The sequence below is a fragment of the Nonomuraea sp. NPDC049129 genome (assembly GCF_040648495.1).
GTDB lineage: Bacteria > Actinomycetota > Actinomycetes > Streptosporangiales > Streptosporangiaceae > Nonomuraea.
On the sequence record NZ_JBEZDU010000002.1, the window covers coordinates 68,090 to 86,343 of the forward strand.

At 68.7% G+C, this 18,254-nt stretch carries 20 protein-coding genes and 1 pseudogene; 18 read left to right on the forward strand and 3 right to left on the reverse strand.

Translation table 11 applies throughout. The annotated features are described in order from the left end of the window. Nucleotides 1-198 precede the first annotated feature (198 nt). The 6 genes and pseudogenes from AB0B64_RS05365 to AB0B64_RS05390 form a co-directional block, all read left to right on the forward strand. Nucleotides 199-519 (forward strand): annotated as a pseudogene (locus AB0B64_RS05365) (transposase); the annotation flags it as partial. A 190-nt stretch (nt 520-709) separates the two neighbouring features. Further along, on the forward strand, nt 710-874 hold the full coding sequence (locus AB0B64_RS05370) for a hypothetical protein (protein ID WP_358174872.1): 165 nt from the start codon (nt 710-712) through the stop codon (nt 872-874). A gap of 167 nt (nt 875-1,041) precedes the next feature. Further along, the gene (locus AB0B64_RS05375) at nt 1,042-1,323 is read left to right on the forward strand and encodes a hypothetical protein (RefSeq protein WP_357940428.1); all 282 of its coding nucleotides are present in this window, start codon (nt 1,042-1,044) and stop codon (nt 1,321-1,323) included. After that, on the forward strand, nt 1,320-1,613 hold the full coding sequence (locus AB0B64_RS05380; RefSeq protein WP_358174875.1) for a hypothetical protein: 294 nt from the start codon (nt 1,320-1,322) through the stop codon (nt 1,611-1,613). The genes AB0B64_RS05375 and AB0B64_RS05380 overlap by 4 nt, the downstream gene beginning before the upstream one ends. Continuing rightward, nucleotides 1,610-2,500, forward strand: a complete 891-nt coding sequence (locus AB0B64_RS05385) for a hypothetical protein (protein ID WP_357940432.1) — start codon at nt 1,610-1,612, stop codon at nt 2,498-2,500. Before AB0B64_RS05380 ends, AB0B64_RS05385 begins: the two co-directional genes overlap by 4 nt. A gap of 78 nt (nt 2,501-2,578) precedes the next feature. Then, on the forward strand, nt 2,579-2,704 hold the full coding sequence (locus AB0B64_RS05390; protein ID WP_357940434.1) for a hypothetical protein: 126 nt from the start codon (nt 2,579-2,581) through the stop codon (nt 2,702-2,704). Between the two features lie 55 nt (nt 2,705-2,759). On the opposite strand, the gene AB0B64_RS05395 is transcribed toward AB0B64_RS05390, so the two are convergent. After that, nucleotides 2,760-5,048: a hypothetical protein gene (locus tag AB0B64_RS05395; protein WP_358174878.1), complete on the reverse strand. Its 2,289-nt coding sequence runs from the start codon at nt 5,046-5,048 to the stop codon at nt 2,760-2,762. Between the two features lie 171 nt (nt 5,049-5,219). On the opposite strand from AB0B64_RS05395, the gene AB0B64_RS05400 reads away from it, so the two are divergent. From AB0B64_RS05400 to AB0B64_RS05440, 9 genes are all read left to right on the forward strand, one after another. Next, nucleotides 5,220-6,599, forward strand: coding sequence for an extracellular solute-binding protein (locus AB0B64_RS05400; RefSeq protein WP_357940438.1), 1,380 nt, complete (start codon nt 5,220-5,222; stop codon nt 6,597-6,599). Next, nucleotides 6,596-7,462 (forward strand): sugar ABC transporter permease, encoded by an 867-nt coding sequence (locus AB0B64_RS05405; protein WP_358174880.1) that lies wholly within the window; start codon nt 6,596-6,598, stop codon nt 7,460-7,462. The genes AB0B64_RS05400 and AB0B64_RS05405 overlap by 4 nt, the downstream gene beginning before the upstream one ends. Nucleotides 7,463-7,467: 5 nt before the next feature. Continuing rightward, on the forward strand, nt 7,468-8,307 hold the full coding sequence (locus AB0B64_RS05410; RefSeq protein ID WP_358174883.1) for a carbohydrate ABC transporter permease: 840 nt from the start codon (nt 7,468-7,470) through the stop codon (nt 8,305-8,307). Further along, on the forward strand, nt 8,304-9,149 hold the full coding sequence (locus tag AB0B64_RS05415; protein WP_358174886.1) for an NAD(P)-dependent oxidoreductase: 846 nt from the start codon (nt 8,304-8,306) through the stop codon (nt 9,147-9,149). The genes AB0B64_RS05410 and AB0B64_RS05415 overlap by 4 nt, the downstream gene beginning before the upstream one ends. A gap of 5 nt (nt 9,150-9,154) precedes the next feature. Beyond that, a complete protein-coding gene (locus AB0B64_RS05420; protein WP_358174889.1) occupies nt 9,155-10,405 on the forward strand; it encodes an enolase C-terminal domain-like protein in 1,251 nt (416 codons plus the stop codon). Nucleotides 10,406-10,430: 25 nt separating this feature from the next. Then, the gene (locus AB0B64_RS05425) at nt 10,431-11,456 is read left to right on the forward strand and encodes a LacI family DNA-binding transcriptional regulator (RefSeq protein ID WP_358174892.1); all 1,026 of its coding nucleotides are present in this window, start codon (nt 10,431-10,433) and stop codon (nt 11,454-11,456) included. 21 nt (nt 11,457-11,477) lie between these two features. Beyond that, on the forward strand, nt 11,478-13,079 hold the full coding sequence (locus AB0B64_RS05430; RefSeq protein ID WP_358174895.1) for an FAD-dependent oxidoreductase: 1,602 nt from the start codon (nt 11,478-11,480) through the stop codon (nt 13,077-13,079). Nucleotides 13,080-13,231: 152 nt separating this feature from the next. Beyond that, nucleotides 13,232-13,819, forward strand: a complete 588-nt coding sequence (locus tag AB0B64_RS05435) for a restriction endonuclease (protein ID WP_358174898.1) — start codon at nt 13,232-13,234, stop codon at nt 13,817-13,819. 183 nt (nt 13,820-14,002) lie between these two features. Further along, the gene (locus AB0B64_RS05440; protein WP_358174901.1) at nt 14,003-15,010 is read left to right on the forward strand and encodes a M23 family metallopeptidase; all 1,008 of its coding nucleotides are present in this window, start codon (nt 14,003-14,005) and stop codon (nt 15,008-15,010) included. A 96-nt stretch (nt 15,011-15,106) separates the two neighbouring features. Here the strand turns inward: AB0B64_RS05440 and AB0B64_RS05445 are convergent, their stop codons facing one another. Both AB0B64_RS05445 and AB0B64_RS05450 read right to left on the reverse strand, forming a co-directional pair. Further along, on the reverse strand, nt 15,107-15,511 hold the full coding sequence (locus AB0B64_RS05445; RefSeq protein ID WP_357940456.1) for a PASTA domain-containing protein: 405 nt from the start codon (nt 15,509-15,511) through the stop codon (nt 15,107-15,109). 171 nt (nt 15,512-15,682) lie between these two features. Beyond that, nucleotides 15,683-15,949, reverse strand: a complete 267-nt coding sequence (locus AB0B64_RS05450; RefSeq protein WP_357941471.1) for a winged helix-turn-helix domain-containing protein — start codon at nt 15,947-15,949, stop codon at nt 15,683-15,685. A gap of 140 nt (nt 15,950-16,089) precedes the next feature. Here AB0B64_RS05450 and AB0B64_RS05455 point away from each other — a divergent pair, with 140 nt between their 5' ends. From AB0B64_RS05455 to AB0B64_RS05465, 3 genes are all read left to right on the forward strand, one after another. Continuing rightward, on the forward strand, nt 16,090-16,263 hold the full coding sequence (locus AB0B64_RS05455) for a hypothetical protein (protein ID WP_358174904.1): 174 nt from the start codon (nt 16,090-16,092) through the stop codon (nt 16,261-16,263). Between the two features lie 398 nt (nt 16,264-16,661). Beyond that, a complete protein-coding gene (locus AB0B64_RS05460) occupies nt 16,662-17,147 on the forward strand; it encodes a SigE family RNA polymerase sigma factor (RefSeq protein WP_357940462.1) in 486 nt (161 codons plus the stop codon). Then, nucleotides 17,144-18,232: a hypothetical protein gene (locus AB0B64_RS05465; protein ID WP_358174907.1), complete on the forward strand. Its 1,089-nt coding sequence runs from the start codon at nt 17,144-17,146 to the stop codon at nt 18,230-18,232. Before AB0B64_RS05460 ends, AB0B64_RS05465 begins: the two co-directional genes overlap by 4 nt. The last annotated feature ends 22 nt before the right edge of the window (nt 18,233-18,254 follow it).

Here is an 18,254-nt window from a genome sequence, read left to right on the forward strand (position 1 = left end):
TTCATGGCCGGCCGCGGTCTCCTGCAGGTGATGAGCGTGGCGGCGCATCTGCTGGCACCGTCCATCTCCGCCTGTGTAATCCCCCTGACGATCGTCATCGTCATGCTCGCCTTCGATTGGCGCATGAGGCTCCCAACCAGGCGAAGACCACTCGGGTAGCAGCTCCGCCATGAGCGAGCGAAGCCGTACCCGAGCGACCTGTCCGACGCCCGCTGGGCGTTGATCGAACTTAACCGCCTGGCGCCAAGCATCGACTGGCCGGCCCGCCTCGGGTGAATTGTGGGACGTCTTCAACGCGATCCTGTATATCAACCAAACGGGAATCGCCTGGAAATACCTGTCCGTCGTACAGCACCGTCTACGCCTACTACGCAGCCTGGCTGGACGAGCAAATCTTCGCCCAGCTCAACTACGAGCTGACCGGCCTGGCCCGTGTCAAACAAAGCCGAACCAACCGCGTACGTGATGGACACCCAGAGTGTGCAGACCTCCACCAACGTGCCTCTCCCCAGCCAAGGGGTCCCGGTAGCAATGAAGAAATTCCCCACTGATATAGCGCCGGCCTGTGGTGAAAGAGAGACTCTGTGATCGAGGTCTCGGTTCGCTGACGTCCGGTCCGTGAGCGACGACAAACCGGAGGTCAGGTACGGCGTGCGGGCCGTCGGCCCCTGTGGACGTGCGAGATCGGGGCGCTGAGGTTATCCGGACGGTGCTGCGCAAAGCGGGACGGCGGGAGTTCAGCGAACGCCATGACGGGTTCGTCGTCGAGGGCGGGGACGATGCGGCGCCGTTCCTGATCGCCTGCACCGAGGAGGCCGAAGGTTTCGCGCCGGAGCTCACGCGGTATCGGGTCGATCTGGTGAAGGCCAAATAACGAGTCGAGCCCGACCCAACGATGATCAGGTGCTGCTGGTGTGGAATAGCTCGTGACCCGGTGGTCTCCCTGGTGGCGTGGGGATCAGCGGGTACGGCGACGCTGGACGGGGTCGGCTTCGGCGGTGGTGCGGGTGGATAGACTCTCGAAGATCATAATTTGCGGAGGTGCAGGTGGACGAGCCGGTGACGGCGGAGGTGGGCGAGGACGGGCTGCTGGCCGCCCTCCACATCGACCCGCGGGCCATGCGGCTCGGCTCGACGGAGCTGGCCAGACGGGTTGTGGAGGTCGTGCGCGCCGCGCAGCGTGGGCACGAGCAGCCGCCCCGGGACTCCTCCGGCCTCGACGCACTCCTCCAGCGGCTGGACGAGTTGGAGGCTCAGGCGGACAGGGACTTCGATTACGTGAACAGCAGGCTTGACGACACTCTCAGGAGGATCACGGAATGACCGAGATCTCGACCGGGATCACGATCGACGCCAGCGGGCGGGCCTCCTCGGGCCGGGCGTTCGGCGCGCTGGCCGACGAGTACTCCAGGCTCGCCGGAGGGTGGGGCCGAGGCGAGACGCCGCTGCCGTACGAGGAGTTCTCGGTCGGCTACCACGAGCTCACGGTCGGCCTCCGCGCCGCTTGTGAAGGGCTGTCCGGCTTGCTCGACCAGGCCGGAACGGGACAGGTCGCCATGGCCGCCATCAATACGAGCACAGAACTCGCCAACTCGCGTGGGCGGGACGTGTGACGGAACAGGCATTGGCGGCCGGGCTGGCGCTGCTCGGCGTCCCGCCACTGCCCGACCTGGACGGCGTCGACAGGCACATCGCCGATCTGGACGCGGCGGCCGCCCATCACCGGGAACTCGCCGCGGAGAGCGGACGCGCCCACCGGCTGGCCGGGGCGAACAGCGGGCCGGCCGCCGACGCGGTGGATGACCATGTGAACGGCCGTGACGGCATTGCCCTCACTGCGGGCGACCTCGCCGACCGCCTCTCCAACGTGGCCGGCATGTTGCGAGTCACCAGGGAAACGCTGGTCTGGGTGGGCGGTCTGCTGGCCGGGCTGGCCGCCCTCGCTGTGGCGGCCGTCGCGTACGCGCCCCACCTGCTGCCCCGGCTGAGAGCCATCGCCGCCAGAGTCTCTGGCAGGCTGCGCGAGATCACCGCCCGCCTCGGGGCGTTGATGCGCGGCATGTCCACGACCCTGACCAACCGCAGGGTCGACAAAGTCGCCGGCCGCTTCCACGACGCGTGGCGCGCTCCGCGCAAGCTGCCCGACGGCACGTATGAGCCGAGGGTGAAGACCACCAGCGACCCGGCCTGGATCAAGAAGCACGACACCGACCAGGTCGACATAGCTAACACGCGCTATCGCGACCTGCCAGCCGACTGGAAGCGCGAGAACCAGGAGTCCGCGCGCATCGGGGTACAGCTCGTCGATGAGGCGCGGACGAGCGGCGTGGACGTCAGAAGCGAGCGGTTCATGGAGGAGGCGAGCTCGGTGGTGCACGACAAGTGGCTCGTCCGCAACCGGGACTGGGCCCCCGAAGAGCAGCGCCGCCCCTACGAACTGCTCTCCGAAGCCGAAAAGGAGAAGGATCGCGACGTCATCCGTATGGTCCTCGGGATCTAGCGGGCCGGCCGCCATGGCGGCCGTTACGCCGATTTCTGGTGCATTTCCCTGCTCGGATCGCGCACCGCGACCCAGACGGTGCTCGACGGTGACGGCAAGCAGAAGAGCGCCAAGGCCCACTACGCCGGCGATCAGATCAACGACGCCACCCTGATGAGCAAGCTCGAGCACGACCTGAAGCTGATCTTCCCGCATCTCGCCTAGGTGGTCAGAGGCGGTCCCGGTTCCTTGGCGGGAGCCGGGACCGCCGCTGAAGGCCTCAGGGCAGTTGGTCAGGGGCTGCCGTGAGGCCGTAGTAGATGCGTGGGGCGCCGTCCAGCCAGACCTTGACCTTGCCGTCGCGGGCGGTGAGCAGCCGTTCCCTGCCGAGGCAGTCGAGCTCCCGCACCGAGCGCCCGGCGGCGGCCACCTTCAGCTCCGTCTTGGTCGGCCAGTCGTCCACCCACGGTTCCGGCGCGGCGAACCACGTGGCGCCCGGCGCGTGATCGGTGTTGAGCAGGTACCCGTCCTTCCTGCTCCACAGGATCGAGACGGGTCCTTCCGGCGTGTCGAACAGCAGTCCCTTCAGGTCGGGGTCGGCCGGCTTCAGCCAGCGGACGAACGTCGCCCGGTCCAGCACCTGCGCGGCCGTGGCGTAGGCGAGCATGGACGGCTTGGCGCTGAGGTCGCGGTTCATGAGCCCGTAGTGGTACTCGGGGTTGGCCGGGTCGGCCATCTGCGGCTTGCCCAGGACACTGTCGTGCAGCTGGTACCAGTTCACGCAGTTCACCCCCTCGGCCATGGCCAGCGCCAGGGTGAGCAGGACGTTCTCCGCGGCCTGCCGGTAGGTGTCGTGCCACCAGCTGTTCGGCTTCGTGCAGGCGTAGGCCTCGGTCAGCCACAACTCTTTGTGCCCGTACTCCGCGATCGTCTCGCGGGCCTTGCGCAGGCCGCCGAGGAAGTTCCAGTAGGAGCCGTTGGTGCCCTGCGTCCACTCCTCCGGAGGCGGCGCGTAGTCCGGGGTGAAGTTGCCCCGGCCCGGGTGGAAGGCGAACCCGTCGATGAGGTCCCAGCCGCCGGCGTCGTGGAAGTTCTTGGTCCACACGTGATCCATGCCGGCCAGGCCGGCGTTGAGCACCTTGGTGGGCGCTCCCGCGGCGGTCAGCCGGTCGCGTACCGGGCGTAAGCCGTCCCGTACGTACGCGGCGGCGGTCTCGCCGCTCATCCATGGCTTGTTCACCTCGTTGGCGACCTCGAAGTAGTAGGCACCCGACCCGATCGCCTTTTGCGTGTTCGTGTCGGCCCAGGCGGCGACCTCGGCGGCCGTTCCGCCCAGGGGGATTCCGGCGAGTTCGATGTTGTGGCTGATCCCCGCCGCGTCGAGGGCGGCGGGCGGCAGGCCCGGCCCGCCGTCGTAGGAGATGCGGACGCGCTGGATGCCTATGCGCCGCATCAGTCCCACGACGGCGGCGGTGTCGGGCTTGAGCAGCCAGGGGTAGTTGGCGATGCCGAACATGCTGTCGGCGCCGGCCTGATAGGTGTGCGGCGGCAGGACGGCGAGGTTGGTGCGGGCGAACGCGCTGTCGGTGCCCGCGGTGGCGCGTACCTCGGTGAACACGATCCCGCGGGGTGGCGAGGTGACGGTGAAGGTCTGTCTCCAGGCGGCTCCCGCCGCGACCGTGCCGGTCACGCTGCCGCCGGCCAGCGTCTTGCCGTCGAAGTCGCGCGCCCACCACGTCAGCTTCACGCTGCGGGCGGCGCTTCCGCCGTTGGCCACCTCCGCGTGCAGGGCCATGGCCTGGCCGCCGGCGTCCCAGAGGGAGAAGGGCTGGTCGGTCCAGACCTCCACGCCGAGGGGCAGGCCCGCGCCCATGGTGCCGCCCGCGGCCGGCCGCATCGAGCCGAGCACGAGGTCGGCCTCCGTCACGGCCGCGCTCGTGGTTCCGGTGCCGGGGGCGTGGATCCAGGTGGCGTTGGTCCAGGACGGGGTGGTGGTGGCCAGCCGGAAGTAGGCGCGGGTGTCGGCCCAGGTCTCCTGGTAGATGACCCCGGCATTGGTTTCGTACGGCACTCCGCCCCCGGCGTCGCGGTTCCACGTCGTCAGCGCGGCGAAGGACTCGGGGGCCGAGGGGGAGACGACGGCGCGGCCGAGCATGAAACCGGCCGGGATCAGCGTGGTCGAGCCGCCGACCTCCCAGCGGAGCTTCGCCCGGTGCGCCGCGACGCGGAAGACGCCGCGGACGGTGATTCCTCCGGCCGCGGCGGGGAGTGTGTAGTCGACCTGGATGGCCTGCGTGCCGTCCGGGAGCGTGACGAGCGACGGCGTTCCGCCGGTGGTGCGCTGGATGCCGGTGACGGAGTCCTTGGTCATGAACCCGGTGAGCCTGATACGCTCGACGCCGCCGCCGTCGCGGACGGTGATGCCGCCGTCGGTGCCGGCGGTCAGTGTGATGCCGTCGGCGGAGATCGAAGGGGTGTCGGCCCGGGCTTGTGCCGTGGGGAGCAACGCTCCCGCGAGCCCGGCGGCCACGGCTCCGCCGAGGAAGCGGCGTCGGGGGATGTCGGACATGAAGATCTCTTCCCTGTCGACCTAATGCGGATTAGGGAGATGTGTAGTACGGCCCGAACGAGAGTGTCAAGGGTGATCTGTGCGCATCACGTAATCTGGCGGTAACGCCTTGACACCCCCTCCTAATGCGGATTAGATGCCACCTAATCCGCATTAGGTAGAGGAGTGGCCATGGATGTATCAGCCTCCAGGAAGTGGATGGCGGGGGCGCTCGTGCTCGCCGCCGCGACGGCGGGCTGCGCGTCCGGCTCGTCGGGTGAGGACTCGGGCACGACCACCATCACCGTGGCGGGCATGCCTCCCACCACCGCCGCCAAGACCCGCAAGCAGTTCCTCGACGCGGTCGCCGCGTTCGAGAAGGCCAACCCTGCCATCAAGATCAAACCGACCGACACGCAGTGGGACGCCAGGACGTTCGCGACCAGGCTGGCCGGCGGAAACGCGGAGACGGTGCTGACCGTGCCGCTCACCGAGCCGCCGGGGCTCATCGCCCGGCGCCAGGTCGCCGACCTCAGCGCCGAGATCAAGAGCCTGCCGCACGCCGGAGACTTCGACCCCCGCGCGCTGGCCCCCGCGACCGGCGCGGACGGCAAGGTCTACGGCCTGCCCGTCACCGAGTACGCGCTGGGCCTGGTCTACAACCGCGCCCTGTTCACCAAGGCAGGGCTCGACCCCGACCAGCCGCCGGCCACGTGGGACGAGGTCAGGGCGGCCGCCAAGAAGATCGCCGGCACGGGCGTGGCCGGCTACACGCAGATGACGGTCAAGAACACCGGCGGCTGGATCCTGACCGCGATGACCTACTCCTTCGGCGGGCGGATGGAGAAGCAGGAGGGCGTCAAGCAAGAGGGCGACAAGTACGTGTCCGCGCTCCTGGATGGCCCGGCGGAGCAGGCGCTGCGGCACCTGTCCGCGATGCGCTGGCAGGACGACTCCATGGGCGCCAACCAGCTGCGTACCCAGCAGGACGCGGAGCGCGACTTCGCGGCCGGCAAGATCGGCATGCTGATCGGCACCGTCAACAGCTACAACCGCTACATCACCCTCTACTCCGGCAAGCCGGACGACTTCGGCATCGCGGCGCTGCCGCAGCAGGGCGCGGGCAAGGCGACGCTGCTGGGCGGGCTGGTGGCGGCCGTCAACGCCAAGGCCACGGCCGCGCAGCGGGCCGCCGCGGTGAAGTGGATCGACTTCTACTACCTCAAGCCCAACTACGACCCGGCCGCCGCCGAGCAGCTGGCCGTGGCCAACGCGGCGGACAAGCTGGCCGTCGGCCTGCCCACGCTGCCGTTCTACGGCACATCGGTGGCGGGTCCGGTGAACACCGCGATCGCCAAGCACGCCAACATCCCGGTGGCGAACTTCGCGCCCTACGTGAAGGACACCGACAAGCTGGAGTACGTCGTCGAGCCCCCGGTCGCCGCCCAGGACCTGTACGGCGCCCTCGACACCGCCGTACAGGCCGTGCTGACCCGCAAGGACGCCGACCCGCGCGACGAGCTGACCAAGGCGGCGGCCCGAGTCGCCCCGCTGCTTGAGAAAGCACAGTGACCCGGGGCAAAGGCGTCGCGGCCGCGCTGTTCCTCATCCCGACGGTGCTGGTCTTCGGCCTGTTCTCGTGGTGGCCGATCATCCGCAGCGTGGTGCTCGGCTTCCAGCGGACCAACCTGGTCGAGGCGGCGACGTTCGCGGGCCTGGACAACTTCCGCACCCTGCTCGCCGACCCCCTGCTGGGCCTGGCGGCGCGCAACACGTTGCTGTTCACCGGCCTGGCCCTGGTGATCGGCTTTCCGCTGCCGATCTTCCTGGCGGTGCTCATGTCGGAGCTGCGGCGCGGCTCCGGGCTGATGCGGGTGCTGGTCTACCTGCCGGTGGTGGTGCCGCCGGTGGTGGCCGTGCTGATGTGGAAGTGGTTCTACGACCCCGACTCCGGCCTGTTCAACCAGCTGCTCGGATTGGTCGGGCTGGGACCGTACCCCTGGTTGCAGTCCACGGGCATGGCGATGCCGAGCCTGGTCCTGGAGGCGACCTGGGCGGGCGCCGGTGGCGCCGTGCTCATCTACCTGGCCGCGCTGTCCAGCGTGCCCACCGAGTTGTACGAGGCGGCCGAGCTGGACGGCGCGTCCATCTCGCGCAGGCTGTGGCACGTGACACTGCCGCAGCTGCGGCCCATCCTGTTGATCATGCTGCTGCTCCAGGTGATCAACACCTTCCAGGTGTTCACCGAGCCGTTCGTGCTGACCGACGGCGGGCCGGAGGACTCGACGGTCACGGTGCTGCTGCTGATCTACAGGTACGCGTTCGTCAACGGCGACTACGGCACGGCGGCGGCGTTGAGCGTGAGCCTGGCCGTGGTGCTGGCGGCGCTGTCGGCCGTGTACCTGCGGCTCACCAGAACTTGGGGGACGAAGTGAGGGGAGTGATCTCCGAGACCGAACGGCGCGGGATGCGCCTCGGACTGGGCACCACCCAGGTGCTGCTCATCGTGGCCCTGCTCCTGGAGGGCGCCGGGCCGATCTACTGGATCTTCAAGGGCGCGATCTCCTCCACCCAGGAGTCGCTGCGCAGCCCGCTGGCCCTGTGGCCGGCGGACGTTCGCTGGTCGAACCTGGCGGAGGCGTGGACGACCCTGGAGGTCGGCCACTACCTGACGAACACCGTCGTCCTCGTCGCCGGTTCCTGGTTCACCCAGCTGTTCGTCGCGACGACCGGCGCCTACGCGCTGTCGGTCCTGCGGCCCTCCTACGGCAAGTATGTCTACGGCGCGGTCCTGGCGACGCTGTTCCTGCCCGGCACGGTCTCGATGGTCTCGCTGTACCTGACCGTCCTGGACCTGTCCATCGCCAACACCTCGCTGGCGGTGTGGCTGCCCGCAGGGGCGCACGCCTTCAACGTCCTGCTGGTCAAGCAGTTCTTCGACGGCATACCCAAGGAGCTGTTCGAGGCGGCGCGCCTCGACGGCGCCGGGCCGTGGCGGATCTTCACCCGGGTGGTGCTGCCCATGTCGCGGCCGATCTTGGCCGTGGTATCACTGCTGGCTGTCATGAATGCGTGGAAGGACTTCCTCTGGCCCATGATCGCCATCACCGACACCGAGAGCCAGCCCCTGGCGGTGGCCCTGCCCCGGCTGGCCGACACCTCGGACCAGGCCCTGCTCATCGCCGGGATGCTGATCGCGATCATCCCGCCGGTCCTGGTGTTCCTGCTGTTCCAGCGGCAGATCATCCGGGGCATCGCCTTCACGGGGCTGAAGGGATGAGGGTCCTGGTCACCGGCGCGGCCGGCCGCCTCGGCTCCGCCGTACTGGCAGAACTCGCCTCACGCGATATCGCCGTGACCGCGCTCGTCGAGCGAGATCCCGGCCCGCCGGCGGCGGAGCGGGTCGTCGTGGGCGACGCCCGCGACCCGGCCGCCGTCCACGCGGCCCTCGACGGGGCCGACGCCGTCGTGCACACGGCGGCGCTGGCCTCGCCCGAGGTGGCGGCGCCCGAGGTGGTGTTCGCGGCCAACACGCAGGCGACGTTCGTGGTGCTGAACGAGGCGGGAGAGCAAGGGGTACGGCGGGCGGTGATCGCCAGCAGCCTGTCGATCACCGGCCTGCCCTTCGCCAGGTCGCGCCCCAGCCCGCCGTATCTGCCGCTGGACGAGCACGTGCCGTTGCTGATCGAGGACCCGTACGCGCTGTCCAAGCAGGTGGACGAGGCCACGGCGGCGATGATGCACCGGCGGCACGGCATGACCGTCGCCGCGTTGCGCTTCCCCTTCCTCGGCGACCAGGCCAGGCTCGCCGCGCGCGCGGAGCGGCTGGCCGGCGATCCCGCGGCCGGGGCCACGGAGATGTGGAGCTACCTCGACCTGCGCGACGCCGCGCGGGCCTGCCTGCTCGGGCTGACGGCCCCGCTGTCCGGCGCGCCGGTCATCTTCGTCGCCGCGTCCGACACGCTCATGACGACGCCCACCGAGGAACTGCTCGCGGCGCACCACCCCGGCGTGCCGTGCCGTACGGCGTTGCCCGGCAGGGCGGTGGCCATCGATCTCGAACCGGCCAGGCGGCTGCTCGGGTTCACCGCTGTGCATCCGTTTCCAGAGGAGCGACAATAATGATCATGCCGGAGACGCAGGCGCCGTGGCAGGCCAGGGACGGGCTGCGCATCACCGGTGTACGCACGATCGTCACCGCGCCGGGCGGCGTCCCGCTCGTCGTCGTGCGGATCGACACCTCAGAACCCGGCCTGTACGGCCTGGGCTGCGCCACCTTCACCCAGCGCTTCCACGCCGTGGTCGCCGCGATTGAGCACCACATCGCGCCCATGGTCATCGGCCGGCATCCCGCCGACATCGAGGACATCGGCCGGATGCTGCACTACTCCTCGTACTGGCGAGGCGGGCCGGTGCACAACAACGCGCTGTCCGGCATCGACCAGGCATTGTGGGACATCGCCGGCAAACGTTTCGGCGTGCCGGTGTACGAGCTGCTGGGCGGGCGGGTCAGGGCGGCCGCCGCCGTCTACACCGGGGCCCGCGGTGGCGAGGTCGAGGAGTCGATCGAGCGGGCCGCCGCGCTCGCCGAGCAGGGCTACCGCTACGTACGGCTGCAGGCGGGCGGGCCGGGGCTCGGCACGTACGGCGGCGTCGGCACGCCCGGCGGATATCCGGACAGCCCCCACCCCGACGGCTGGGACGTCGGCCACTACCTGCGGAGCACGCCGAAGTTGTTCGAGCGCGCCCGCGAGGTCCTCGGTGACGAACTCGGCCTGCTGCACGACGCGCACAACCGGCTCACGCCGAAGGAGGCCGTCGTGCTCGCGCGGTCGCTGGAGCCGTACCGGCTGTTCTTCCTGGAGGACCCGCTCGCGCCCGAGCACTTCGACCGGCTGCCCGAGGTGCGGGCCGCGGCGCCGATGCCGATCGCCTCCGGCGAGCTGGTCTCCTCGGTGACCGACGCGGCGCGGCTCATCACCTCCGGTGGCGTCGACTACCTGCGCCTGCACGTCTCGGCCGTCGGCGGGCTGACGCCCGTGCGCAAGCTCGCCGCGCTGTGCGAGCTGACCGGCGTGCGGACGGCCTGGCACGGGCCGCCGGACGTGTCGCCGGTGGGCGCGGCGGCCAACGTCACGCTCGACGTCACCAGCCCCGCGTTCGGGATCCAGGAGGCGCACGTCTACCCGGAGACCGTGCACGAGGTGTTCCCGGGCACGTTGCGTACGGTGAACGGCTACATCGCCCCCTCCGACCGGCCCGGCTGGGGCATCGACCTCGATGAGAGCGCCGCCAGGCGGTACCCGCCGGAGACGCACCTGCACGAGCGGTGGGCCGCGCGGGTGCGCAGGCCCGACGGCGGGCTCGAAGCTCCGTGATCTACTACTTCTTGGGGGATATGCCATGAGACCCAGCGGTCGTCCTCGTCAGGCGGACATCGCTCGCCTGGCCGGCGTCTCACAGCCGACCGTGTCGCTGATCCTCGGTGGCGGCGCCGCCGCCATGGGCATCGCCGAGGAGACCCAGCGCAAGGTCATGGCGGCCGCCGAGCAGCTCGGCTACGTGCCCGACCCGATCGCCACCCGCCTGGCGGCCGGTCAGAACAACCTGCTCGGCCTCTACACCTTCACCTCGACCTTCCCCACGGAGATGTCGCACGCCTACTACCCGTTCCTGGTGGGCATCGAGGAGGAGTCGGCGGCGCAGGGCTACGACCTGCTGATGTTCATCGCCTCCAGCGTCACGGGGGAGCGCCCGCACGCTCAGGTGCTCAACCGGGTACGCCTGGCCGACGGCTGCCTGTTCCTGGGCAGGCACCTGCCCGTGCCGGAGATGGACCGCCTGCTGGCCACCGATCTGCCCGTCGTCTATATAGGGCGGCACGACGAGTTCGGCGACCGCCTGCCCTACATCGGCGCCGACTACGTCTCCGCCGGCGCCGCCGTGGTGCGGCACCTGGCCGGGCTGGGGCATGGGCGCATCCTGTACGTACGCGAAGCCGACGAGGCGATCACCTCTGTTGACAGGGAGGCGGGCTTCCGACGCGGCATGGACGAATGCGGGCTGGCCGCCGAGGTGGTGCGCACCGACGGCGCCGACCTGACCCCCGACCGGCTGCGCGCCTGGCGCGATCAGGGCGTCACCGCGCTGGTCACCGAGGCCACCGACACCGACGCCGCCCACCGCGCCCTCCTGGCGGCCGCCGAGGGCGCGGGGCTTCGCTTCCCCGACGACCTCTCCCTGGCCACGCTCGGCGACCCCGCCGACCGCCCGGCGGGTCTGACCGGCTTCGCCGTGCCCCGTCGCGAGATGGGGGCCGCGGCCGTCCGGCTGCTCACGAAACTCATCGCGGGAGACCGTACGGTCCCCAGGCACCAGCTCATGACCTGCGAGCTGGAGCCGGGCGAGACCGCGGCACCTCCCCATTAGCCCTCTCGAAAGGCAGCACCCATGACCGACATCCTCATCGTCGGCGGTGGGCTCGGCGGCGTCGCCGCGGCCCTGGCCGCCTGCCGCGCGGGCCACGACGTCGTCCTCACCGAGGAGACGGACTGGATCGGCGGCCAGCTCACCGCGCAGGCCGTACCTCCTGACGAGCACCCGTGGATCGAGAGCTACGGCGCCACCGCCACCTATCGTGAGGTGCGCGGCTCCATCCGCGACTACTACCGCCGCTGGTATCCCATGACCGGCGGCGCGCAGCGCTGGCGCGAGCTGAACCCTGGTGCCGGATATGTCAGCAAGTTGTGCCACGAACCACGCGTCTCCCTGGCGGTTCTGCAGGCCATGCTGGCTCCCCACGTGGCCGCCGGGCGCCTGCGCGTCCTCCTCGAACACCGCCCCGTCGAGGTCGAGGTGGACCGTGACCGCGTCAGCGCGGTCACGCTGCTGGACCTCCGCTCCGGCGACTCGCGCACCATCGCCGCCGCCTACGTCCTCGACGCGACGGAGACCGGTGAGTTGCTGCCGCTGGCGAAAACGGAGTACGTCACAGGCGCGGAGGCCCGCGGCGAGCACGACGAGCCGCACGCGCCGGACGAATACCAGCCGCTGAACATGCAGGGCATCACCTACTGCTTCGCCGTCTCCCACCACGAGGGCGAGAACCACGTCATCGACCGGCCCGCGGACTATGGATTCTGGCGCGATTACCGGCCCGACTTCTGGCCTGGCCCACTGCTCGGCTTCAGCGCGCCGGACCCCCGCACCCTGGAGCCCGAGGCCCGCTGGTTCGACCCCAACCCGACCGGTGACCCCCGCGCGGTGCTGGCCGACCAGAGCGCCCAATCAGGGGACAAGGACCTGTGGATGTTCCGCAGGATCCTCGCCCGGGACCTGTTCGAGCCCGGCTTCGCCGCTTCCGACATCACGTTGGTCAACTGGCCGCTGAACGACTACTGGCTGCGCCCGATCATCGAGGTGGACGCCGGCACGGCGGCGCTGGCGCACAAGGAGGCCAAGCAGCTGTCGTTGTCGGTGCTGTACTGGCTCCAGACCGAAGCGCCCCGCCCTGACGGCGGCACCGGTTTTCCCGGGCTCCGGCTCCGCCACGACGTGGTCGGCACCGCCGACGGGCTGGCGAAGTCCGCCTATGTCAGGGAATCGAGGCGGATCCGCGCGGTCACCACCGTCACCGAGCACCACGTCTCCAGGGCCATCCTCGGCGGCCGGGGCACGCTGCGGCACCATGACTCCGTCGGAGTCGGCGCGTACCGCATCGACCTGCACCCGTCGACCGGCGGGGACAACTACATCGACATCGCCAGCGTGCCCTTCGAGATCCCGCTCGGCGCGTTGCTGCCGGTCAGGATGCGCAACCTGCTGCCTGCGGGCAAGAACATCGGCACCACGCACATCTCCAACGGGTGTTTCCGCCTGCATCCGGTGGAGTGGAACGTGGGCGAGGCGGCGGGCCGGCTGGCCGCGTACTGCCTGCGCCGGGGGGTGGAGCCGCAGGAGGTCAGGGAGAAGGAGACCTTGCTGGAGGAGTTCACCGGGGAGCTGGACAGGACCGGGGTCGAGCGCCACTGGCCGGCACCGGCGGGCTACTGATCCTCTCAGCACGATGTTTTTTGTCGGACCGGTGGCTCACACTCGCCAGGGACACCACCCATCGAGGAGGGGCACCCATGGCGAGGGGATCCAGACAGGGTAGAAGAAAGTCACGGAGCAGACAGGACATATGGGTCCTGGGGATCGCGGGTGTGGCCATCGCCGGGGCGGTCGTGGTCTCGTTCGTCCGCGACCATCCGGTCTGGGCGGCGGCGATCGTCTGCCTGGTCCTGGCGGTGCTCGGCGACGGGCTGCTCCTGCGCTACCAGGCCATCGAGGCACGCAGACGGCAGTTCCTGGCGGCCAACGTCGAGTTGGAGAAGATCGACCGGATGTCCGGATCGCAGTTCGAGCACCTGGTCGCGCAGCGGATGATCGCCGATGGCTTCCGGCAGGTCCACGAACGCGGCCGTAGCGGCGACGGTGGGGTGGACATCACCGCCGTCGCTCCCGGACACGGGAAGTACGCCATCCAGTGCAAGCGCTACAGCAAGACCGTCGGCGCGCCCGACGTCCGCAACTTCCTGGGCGCGCTCGCCAACACCTTCGCCGGGCACATCGGCGTCCTGGTCACCTCGGGGCAGCTGACCCGTCAGGCCCGGCTGGAGGCGCTCGGCGCCCGGGAGCCGCTGATCCTGGTCGAACGCGATCGCCTGGCGGACTGGCTGCTGGGCACGGTCTCGCTCCTGCCCGCACGGCCGAAGGGGGTCCTGATCGAAGGAGAGGAACCCGCGGGCTGAAATGCTGCACTGTCGCAGGTCGAACTACGCTTCCCGGCCGGCGTGTGCTCGGCGCGGATGGCGCTCTATGCGGCTTCTGGATGTTCTCTGTATGGCTCATCCGCACTCTTGATCTCCAGCAAGAGCGCTTGGAACGACCCCATAGACCCATGCGCGGCTCCGGCACGCGTTGAAAGGATTGGTATGAGACCCAAAGCTGTGCTCACGGCGGGGTTCGCCCTGTTCATCTGTCTCGCGTCCGGCCAGGGCGCGTTAGCGAGCACGATGGGGGCCGAGGCCACTCCGACGCCGTCCGCTACGCCGACCGCCACCCCCACCCCCACGCCGACCTCTGGGCCGGACAACAACGACCCGCCGAACCAGGTGGAGGGGCCGCAGGTGTCGACCCTGGCCGCCCCGCGCTTCCAGCTCCCCTTCCCCTGTGGCCAGAAGTGGACCGGCAACTCCAGCGGCAGCAGCGCGCACCGGTCGTATGAGATCGACTTCAACCGGGGCAGCACGGCGAACGCCGACCTCGGCGACACCGTGGTCGCCGCCGCGGCGGGCACCGTGGTCATCTCGGCCCACCAGGGCTCGACCAACGGCTACGGGAACCTGGTCAAGATCGACCACGGCGGCGGCTACACGGCCTTCTACGCGCACCTGAACTCGCGCGCCGTCGCCGCGGGCGCCAAGGTCACCCAGGGCCAGAAGATCGGCGCGGTCGGCAACACCAGCAAGCCGGGCAACGGCATCTCGCCGCACCTGCACTTCGAGGTGCGCAAGGGCAGCAGCTACCCCTCGAACATCCAGAAGGCCGTCTTCAACGGGGCCACGTTCGGCTACCCGAACCAGACCCTCACCTCCAAGAACTGCGGAGGCGGCGGCAACCCCAACACTGCCGAGTCGGTGTGCGGCAGCGGTTACAAGGTGATCGACTCGGCTGCCCTGGGCACGGCGGGCAAGGTCTACCTGCTGTTCAACTCGGCCAACGGCAAGAACTGCGTGGCCACCATCAAGTCGACCTCCCTCGGCAAGGCCACCGCCACCAGCGCCTACCTGGAGGTGAAGGGCAAGACGCGGGCCACCGACACGGGCAATTTCACCTACTACGCGGGCCCGGTAGTCGCCAGCGCGGCGGACAAGTGCGTCAAGTGGGGCGGCAAGGCCGGTGCGTCCACCTACAACAGCCCCTTCGAACACTGCACCTGACGTGCACCGCACCTGACGTTTGAGCCATGCGCGCCGCCGCCCTTTCATGGGTGGCGGCGCTTTTTCTGGCGCCTGGGCTGATGCAACTATGGTGCGTTATTCGCCGTACTTCTTCGCATAGAGGGTTATCAGCGTGGAGGTGCTGACCCGGCTGCCGCCGGCAGGGGATTGCCGGGTGACGACCCAGTTGCGGTCGTACACCTGGAAACGGTTCTGGCCGGTGGCGTCCTTGTCGTTGAGGATGTAGAAGCCCGCTGCTTGCAACCTGTCTTGGCCTGCTTGGAGGTTCATGCCGACGACATTCGGCAGCTTCTTCTTCGACGCCTTCGCCTCTGTGGTCGGGCTGGGCTTTTTCGCTTTGGTGGCCTTGGTTGCGGTGGCGGTGGGTGCTTGATCTGACCCGGCGACCGTCTTGCCCGGTGCGGGCAAGTTGATGGGCCCACACGCGGTGAGGCAAATGATGACGAAGAGGGCGGGGAGTGCTGGGCGAAGTTGCCGCATCGGTGTGTCCTCAGATCGCGAAGAAACGGAACGCACCGTTAGACGATCAAGCGTGAGAGATGGTTTCGGCAATCGGCCCGCTACGTGCAGGCCATAAGGCGCCTAGCCGCTAAGGGCTTTCGACCACAAAACTAAGTGGTGGTCTATTCGAACTCCAAGAAGCTGGCTGTCTCAGGATTCGTTGTCATCGCGGCGTACGACGACGGATCCCCTGCCGGGCTTGGTGATGATCAGCTGACGTTCGCGAAGGATGGCGAACGCTTTGCGGATGGTGTCACGGCCGACGGCGAAGTAGCCCTGGAGTTGTACCTCGGACAGCACAGTACGCGGCGGGTAGTCGCCGGCTTGGATGCGCTCTCCAACCCAGTCGGCTATCTGCTCGTATCGGTAGAACTCGGGGTTCCAGTCGTCGGAAGTCCAGGGCGTGTCAGGCAACATCACAGGCGGACCCTAGACCGTCACCTACTTACATACATAGACCAAGCAGTACAGGTCGCGTCCAGGCTAGTCCTAGACAGGTGGGTATAGGTGAGCCTAAGGTTGTGCCACAACGGAGGCAGGCGAAAGGAGTTCAGGCGATGGAGCTGTATGGCGGTTATCTCGGGGAGGTGTCGTTCGGCGGGATGCGCGGTGGCGATCAGGGCGAGGAGGAGGGCGAGAGTTGTGTTGTGATCGTCTCGATTCCTGACATAGAGGACGCCGGAGCTCTGCATGGCTCGAAGGCCTCGGCCAGTACGGGAGCGCCTGAGTAAGTCCATCCCGTGTCCGGAACTTGATGACGCGATCCTCCTTGGAGATCAGCATGATCATGGAGGAATTCCATGGCCCGCACCTGAAGCCCCTACGAAAGGGGTACACCGCGATTGACTGGTCCGACTCGGTGGCCAGAAGCAACTCCGTCAGGGTCCGAAGCCACACGTGCGAATGCTTGATCACGGTGTACGAGTTCTGCGTGGCGGGCGGACTCGGCCACATCCGCCGTACGGAGAGGTCGTCGGAGGGCATCCGTCTCAGTGAGAGTCCTTGGCTTCGGGTCGCCGACGCGAAGCGGCTGTGGGAACGGCTCCTTCAGGGGCACGCCCAGTAGTGCTGGTGGCCCTATGTAAGCGAGCATTCCAACTTCGGAGTCTTCCCCGGAGTTCTTAAGAGCATGGACCGTTTTGAGGGGTTCCAGGAGTTCGTGCGTGCCCGTCAGCAATCGCTGATGCGGACGGCGTACCTGCTCACTGGAGACACCCATCTCGCCGAGGATCTGTTGCAGACGGTCCTCACCCGTGTCGCCTCACACTGGCCCAAGCTCACCAAGGGCGGTAATCCCGAGGCGTACGCCCGTAAGGCCCTGGTCAACCAGAACATCTCCTGGCGCAGACGCAAGCGGGTCGAGCTGCCGGGAAGCGAGTTGCCGGAGGTCGGCCAGTCGCACGACGAGGCGACCGTGCGGCGGCTCGCCTTGCTTCAGGCGCTCGCCCAGCTCACCCCGAAACAGCGGACGGTGATCGTGCTGCGTTACTACGAAGATCGCACCGAACACGAGACCGCCCAGCTCATGGGCGTCTCGCTGGGCACGGTCAAGAGTCAGACGCATTACGCGCTGTCGAAGCTGCGCGCGCTCACCCCGCAGGAGGTGGACAGATGAACACGCTCCGTGATGATCTGCACGAGCTGGCCGCCCACGTTCCCGACGTCGACCTGGCCGACCTGGCGATCAGGGGAGCGCGCCGCCGCAGCCGTGTGGTCCGCCTGTCGCTGGCCGCCGCAGCCGCGGTGGTCGTCGGGATCGCCGGCGGCTCCGTCATACTGCTCCAGCAAGAGGTACGGCGGGTGCCGCCGGTCGTACTCACACCACCGGAGACCAAGGCGCTCCCGCTGCCCGAGAAGGGGGTCGCGCCGGTACAGCAGGCTTATCGGCCGTCCTGCGCAGAAGGGTGTAAGCAGGACGGGTGGCGCATCGTCACCCAAAGCGGCGAAATCTACCAGCTACCCGCCGGACCGGGGCCGGTGACGGCCACGGCTGACGGTCGCCGGATCGCCTACTACAGCGTGCAGAGCCGCGGCATCGTGGTGCGCGACCTGGCCAGTGGCCGGATCTGGAAGTCACCGCTGAAGCAGCCGAAGGAGGACTTCGCCGACGAGTACGCCCTTCGGATGTCACCCAACGGGTTGCGTTTCATCGTCTCCGGTTGGGGTGGCCGGCGTCAGCCGAAAATGCTCGTGGACGTCGAGCAGGGGACAGTGGAGGAACTGGACAAGGGCTGGTGGCCGGTGAGCGTGGCAGATGGTGACGGCCCGGTGGTGCTGGCCAAGCCGTACGACAACACCACCCAGGTCTGGGTGCGTGGCCATAAGCCGGTCACCATCCCCGACTTCACCTACGCTTTCAGCGCCTTGAACCTCGATGGCCGCACGCTCGTTCGAGTGGGGCAGGTCCTGCGCCGTACGGCGCCCATGGTGCGGAGAGACGGAACGATCGTCATCTTCGACGCCCTCACCGGGGCCACCCAGAAGCGGGTGGCGGTGTCCGGCCTTCCGGAGAACATGCTGCCGGACAAGCTGGGCGGTTGGTTGACGGCCGACGAGATCACGCTGATCGCCGTCGAGCAGTCGTCCACGAGCGGTGCGTCAGAGGTGGCCTACGCGGTGAATGTGCGGACGGGGAAGGCCCGTGAGCTCTTCCCGCTCCACGCGGAAGGTAAGTACGCCGTGCCCGGCGTGGTGGGTTGATCCGGCGGCTGCGGATCAGTCG

Bases quoted from the DNA above. Each gene is read 5' to 3' on its own strand.
- AB0B64_RS05380 (WP_358174875.1), top strand. From the start codon at position 1,320: ATGACCGAGATCTCGACCGGGATCACGATCGACGCCAGCGGGCGGGCC.
- AB0B64_RS05395 (WP_358174878.1), bottom strand. From the start codon at position 5,048: ATGTCCGACATCCCCCGACGCCGCTTCCTCGGCGGAGCCGTGGCCGCC.
- AB0B64_RS05400 (WP_357940438.1), top strand. From the start codon at position 5,220: ATGGATGTATCAGCCTCCAGGAAGTGGATGGCGGGGGCGCTCGTGCTC.
- AB0B64_RS05415 (WP_358174886.1), top strand. From the start codon at position 8,304: ATGAGGGTCCTGGTCACCGGCGCGGCCGGCCGCCTCGGCTCCGCCGTA.
- AB0B64_RS05420 (WP_358174889.1), top strand. From the start codon at position 9,155: ATGCCGGAGACGCAGGCGCCGTGGCAGGCCAGGGACGGGCTGCGCATC.
- AB0B64_RS05425 (WP_358174892.1), top strand. From the start codon at position 10,431: ATGAGACCCAGCGGTCGTCCTCGTCAGGCGGACATCGCTCGCCTGGCC.
- AB0B64_RS05430 (WP_358174895.1), top strand. From the start codon at position 11,478: ATGACCGACATCCTCATCGTCGGCGGTGGGCTCGGCGGCGTCGCCGCG.
- AB0B64_RS05440 (WP_358174901.1), top strand. From the start codon at position 14,003: ATGAGACCCAAAGCTGTGCTCACGGCGGGGTTCGCCCTGTTCATCTGT.
- AB0B64_RS05445 (WP_357940456.1), bottom strand. From the start codon at position 15,511: ATGCGGCAACTTCGCCCAGCACTCCCCGCCCTCTTCGTCATCATTTGC.
- AB0B64_RS05450 (WP_357941471.1), bottom strand. From the start codon at position 15,949: ATGTTGCCTGACACGCCCTGGACTTCCGACGACTGGAACCCCGAGTTC.
- AB0B64_RS05455 (WP_358174904.1), top strand. From the start codon at position 16,090: ATGGAGCTGTATGGCGGTTATCTCGGGGAGGTGTCGTTCGGCGGGATG.
- AB0B64_RS05460 (WP_357940462.1), top strand. From the start codon at position 16,662: ATGGACCGTTTTGAGGGGTTCCAGGAGTTCGTGCGTGCCCGTCAGCAA.
- AB0B64_RS05465 (WP_358174907.1), top strand. From the start codon at position 17,144: ATGAACACGCTCCGTGATGATCTGCACGAGCTGGCCGCCCACGTTCCC.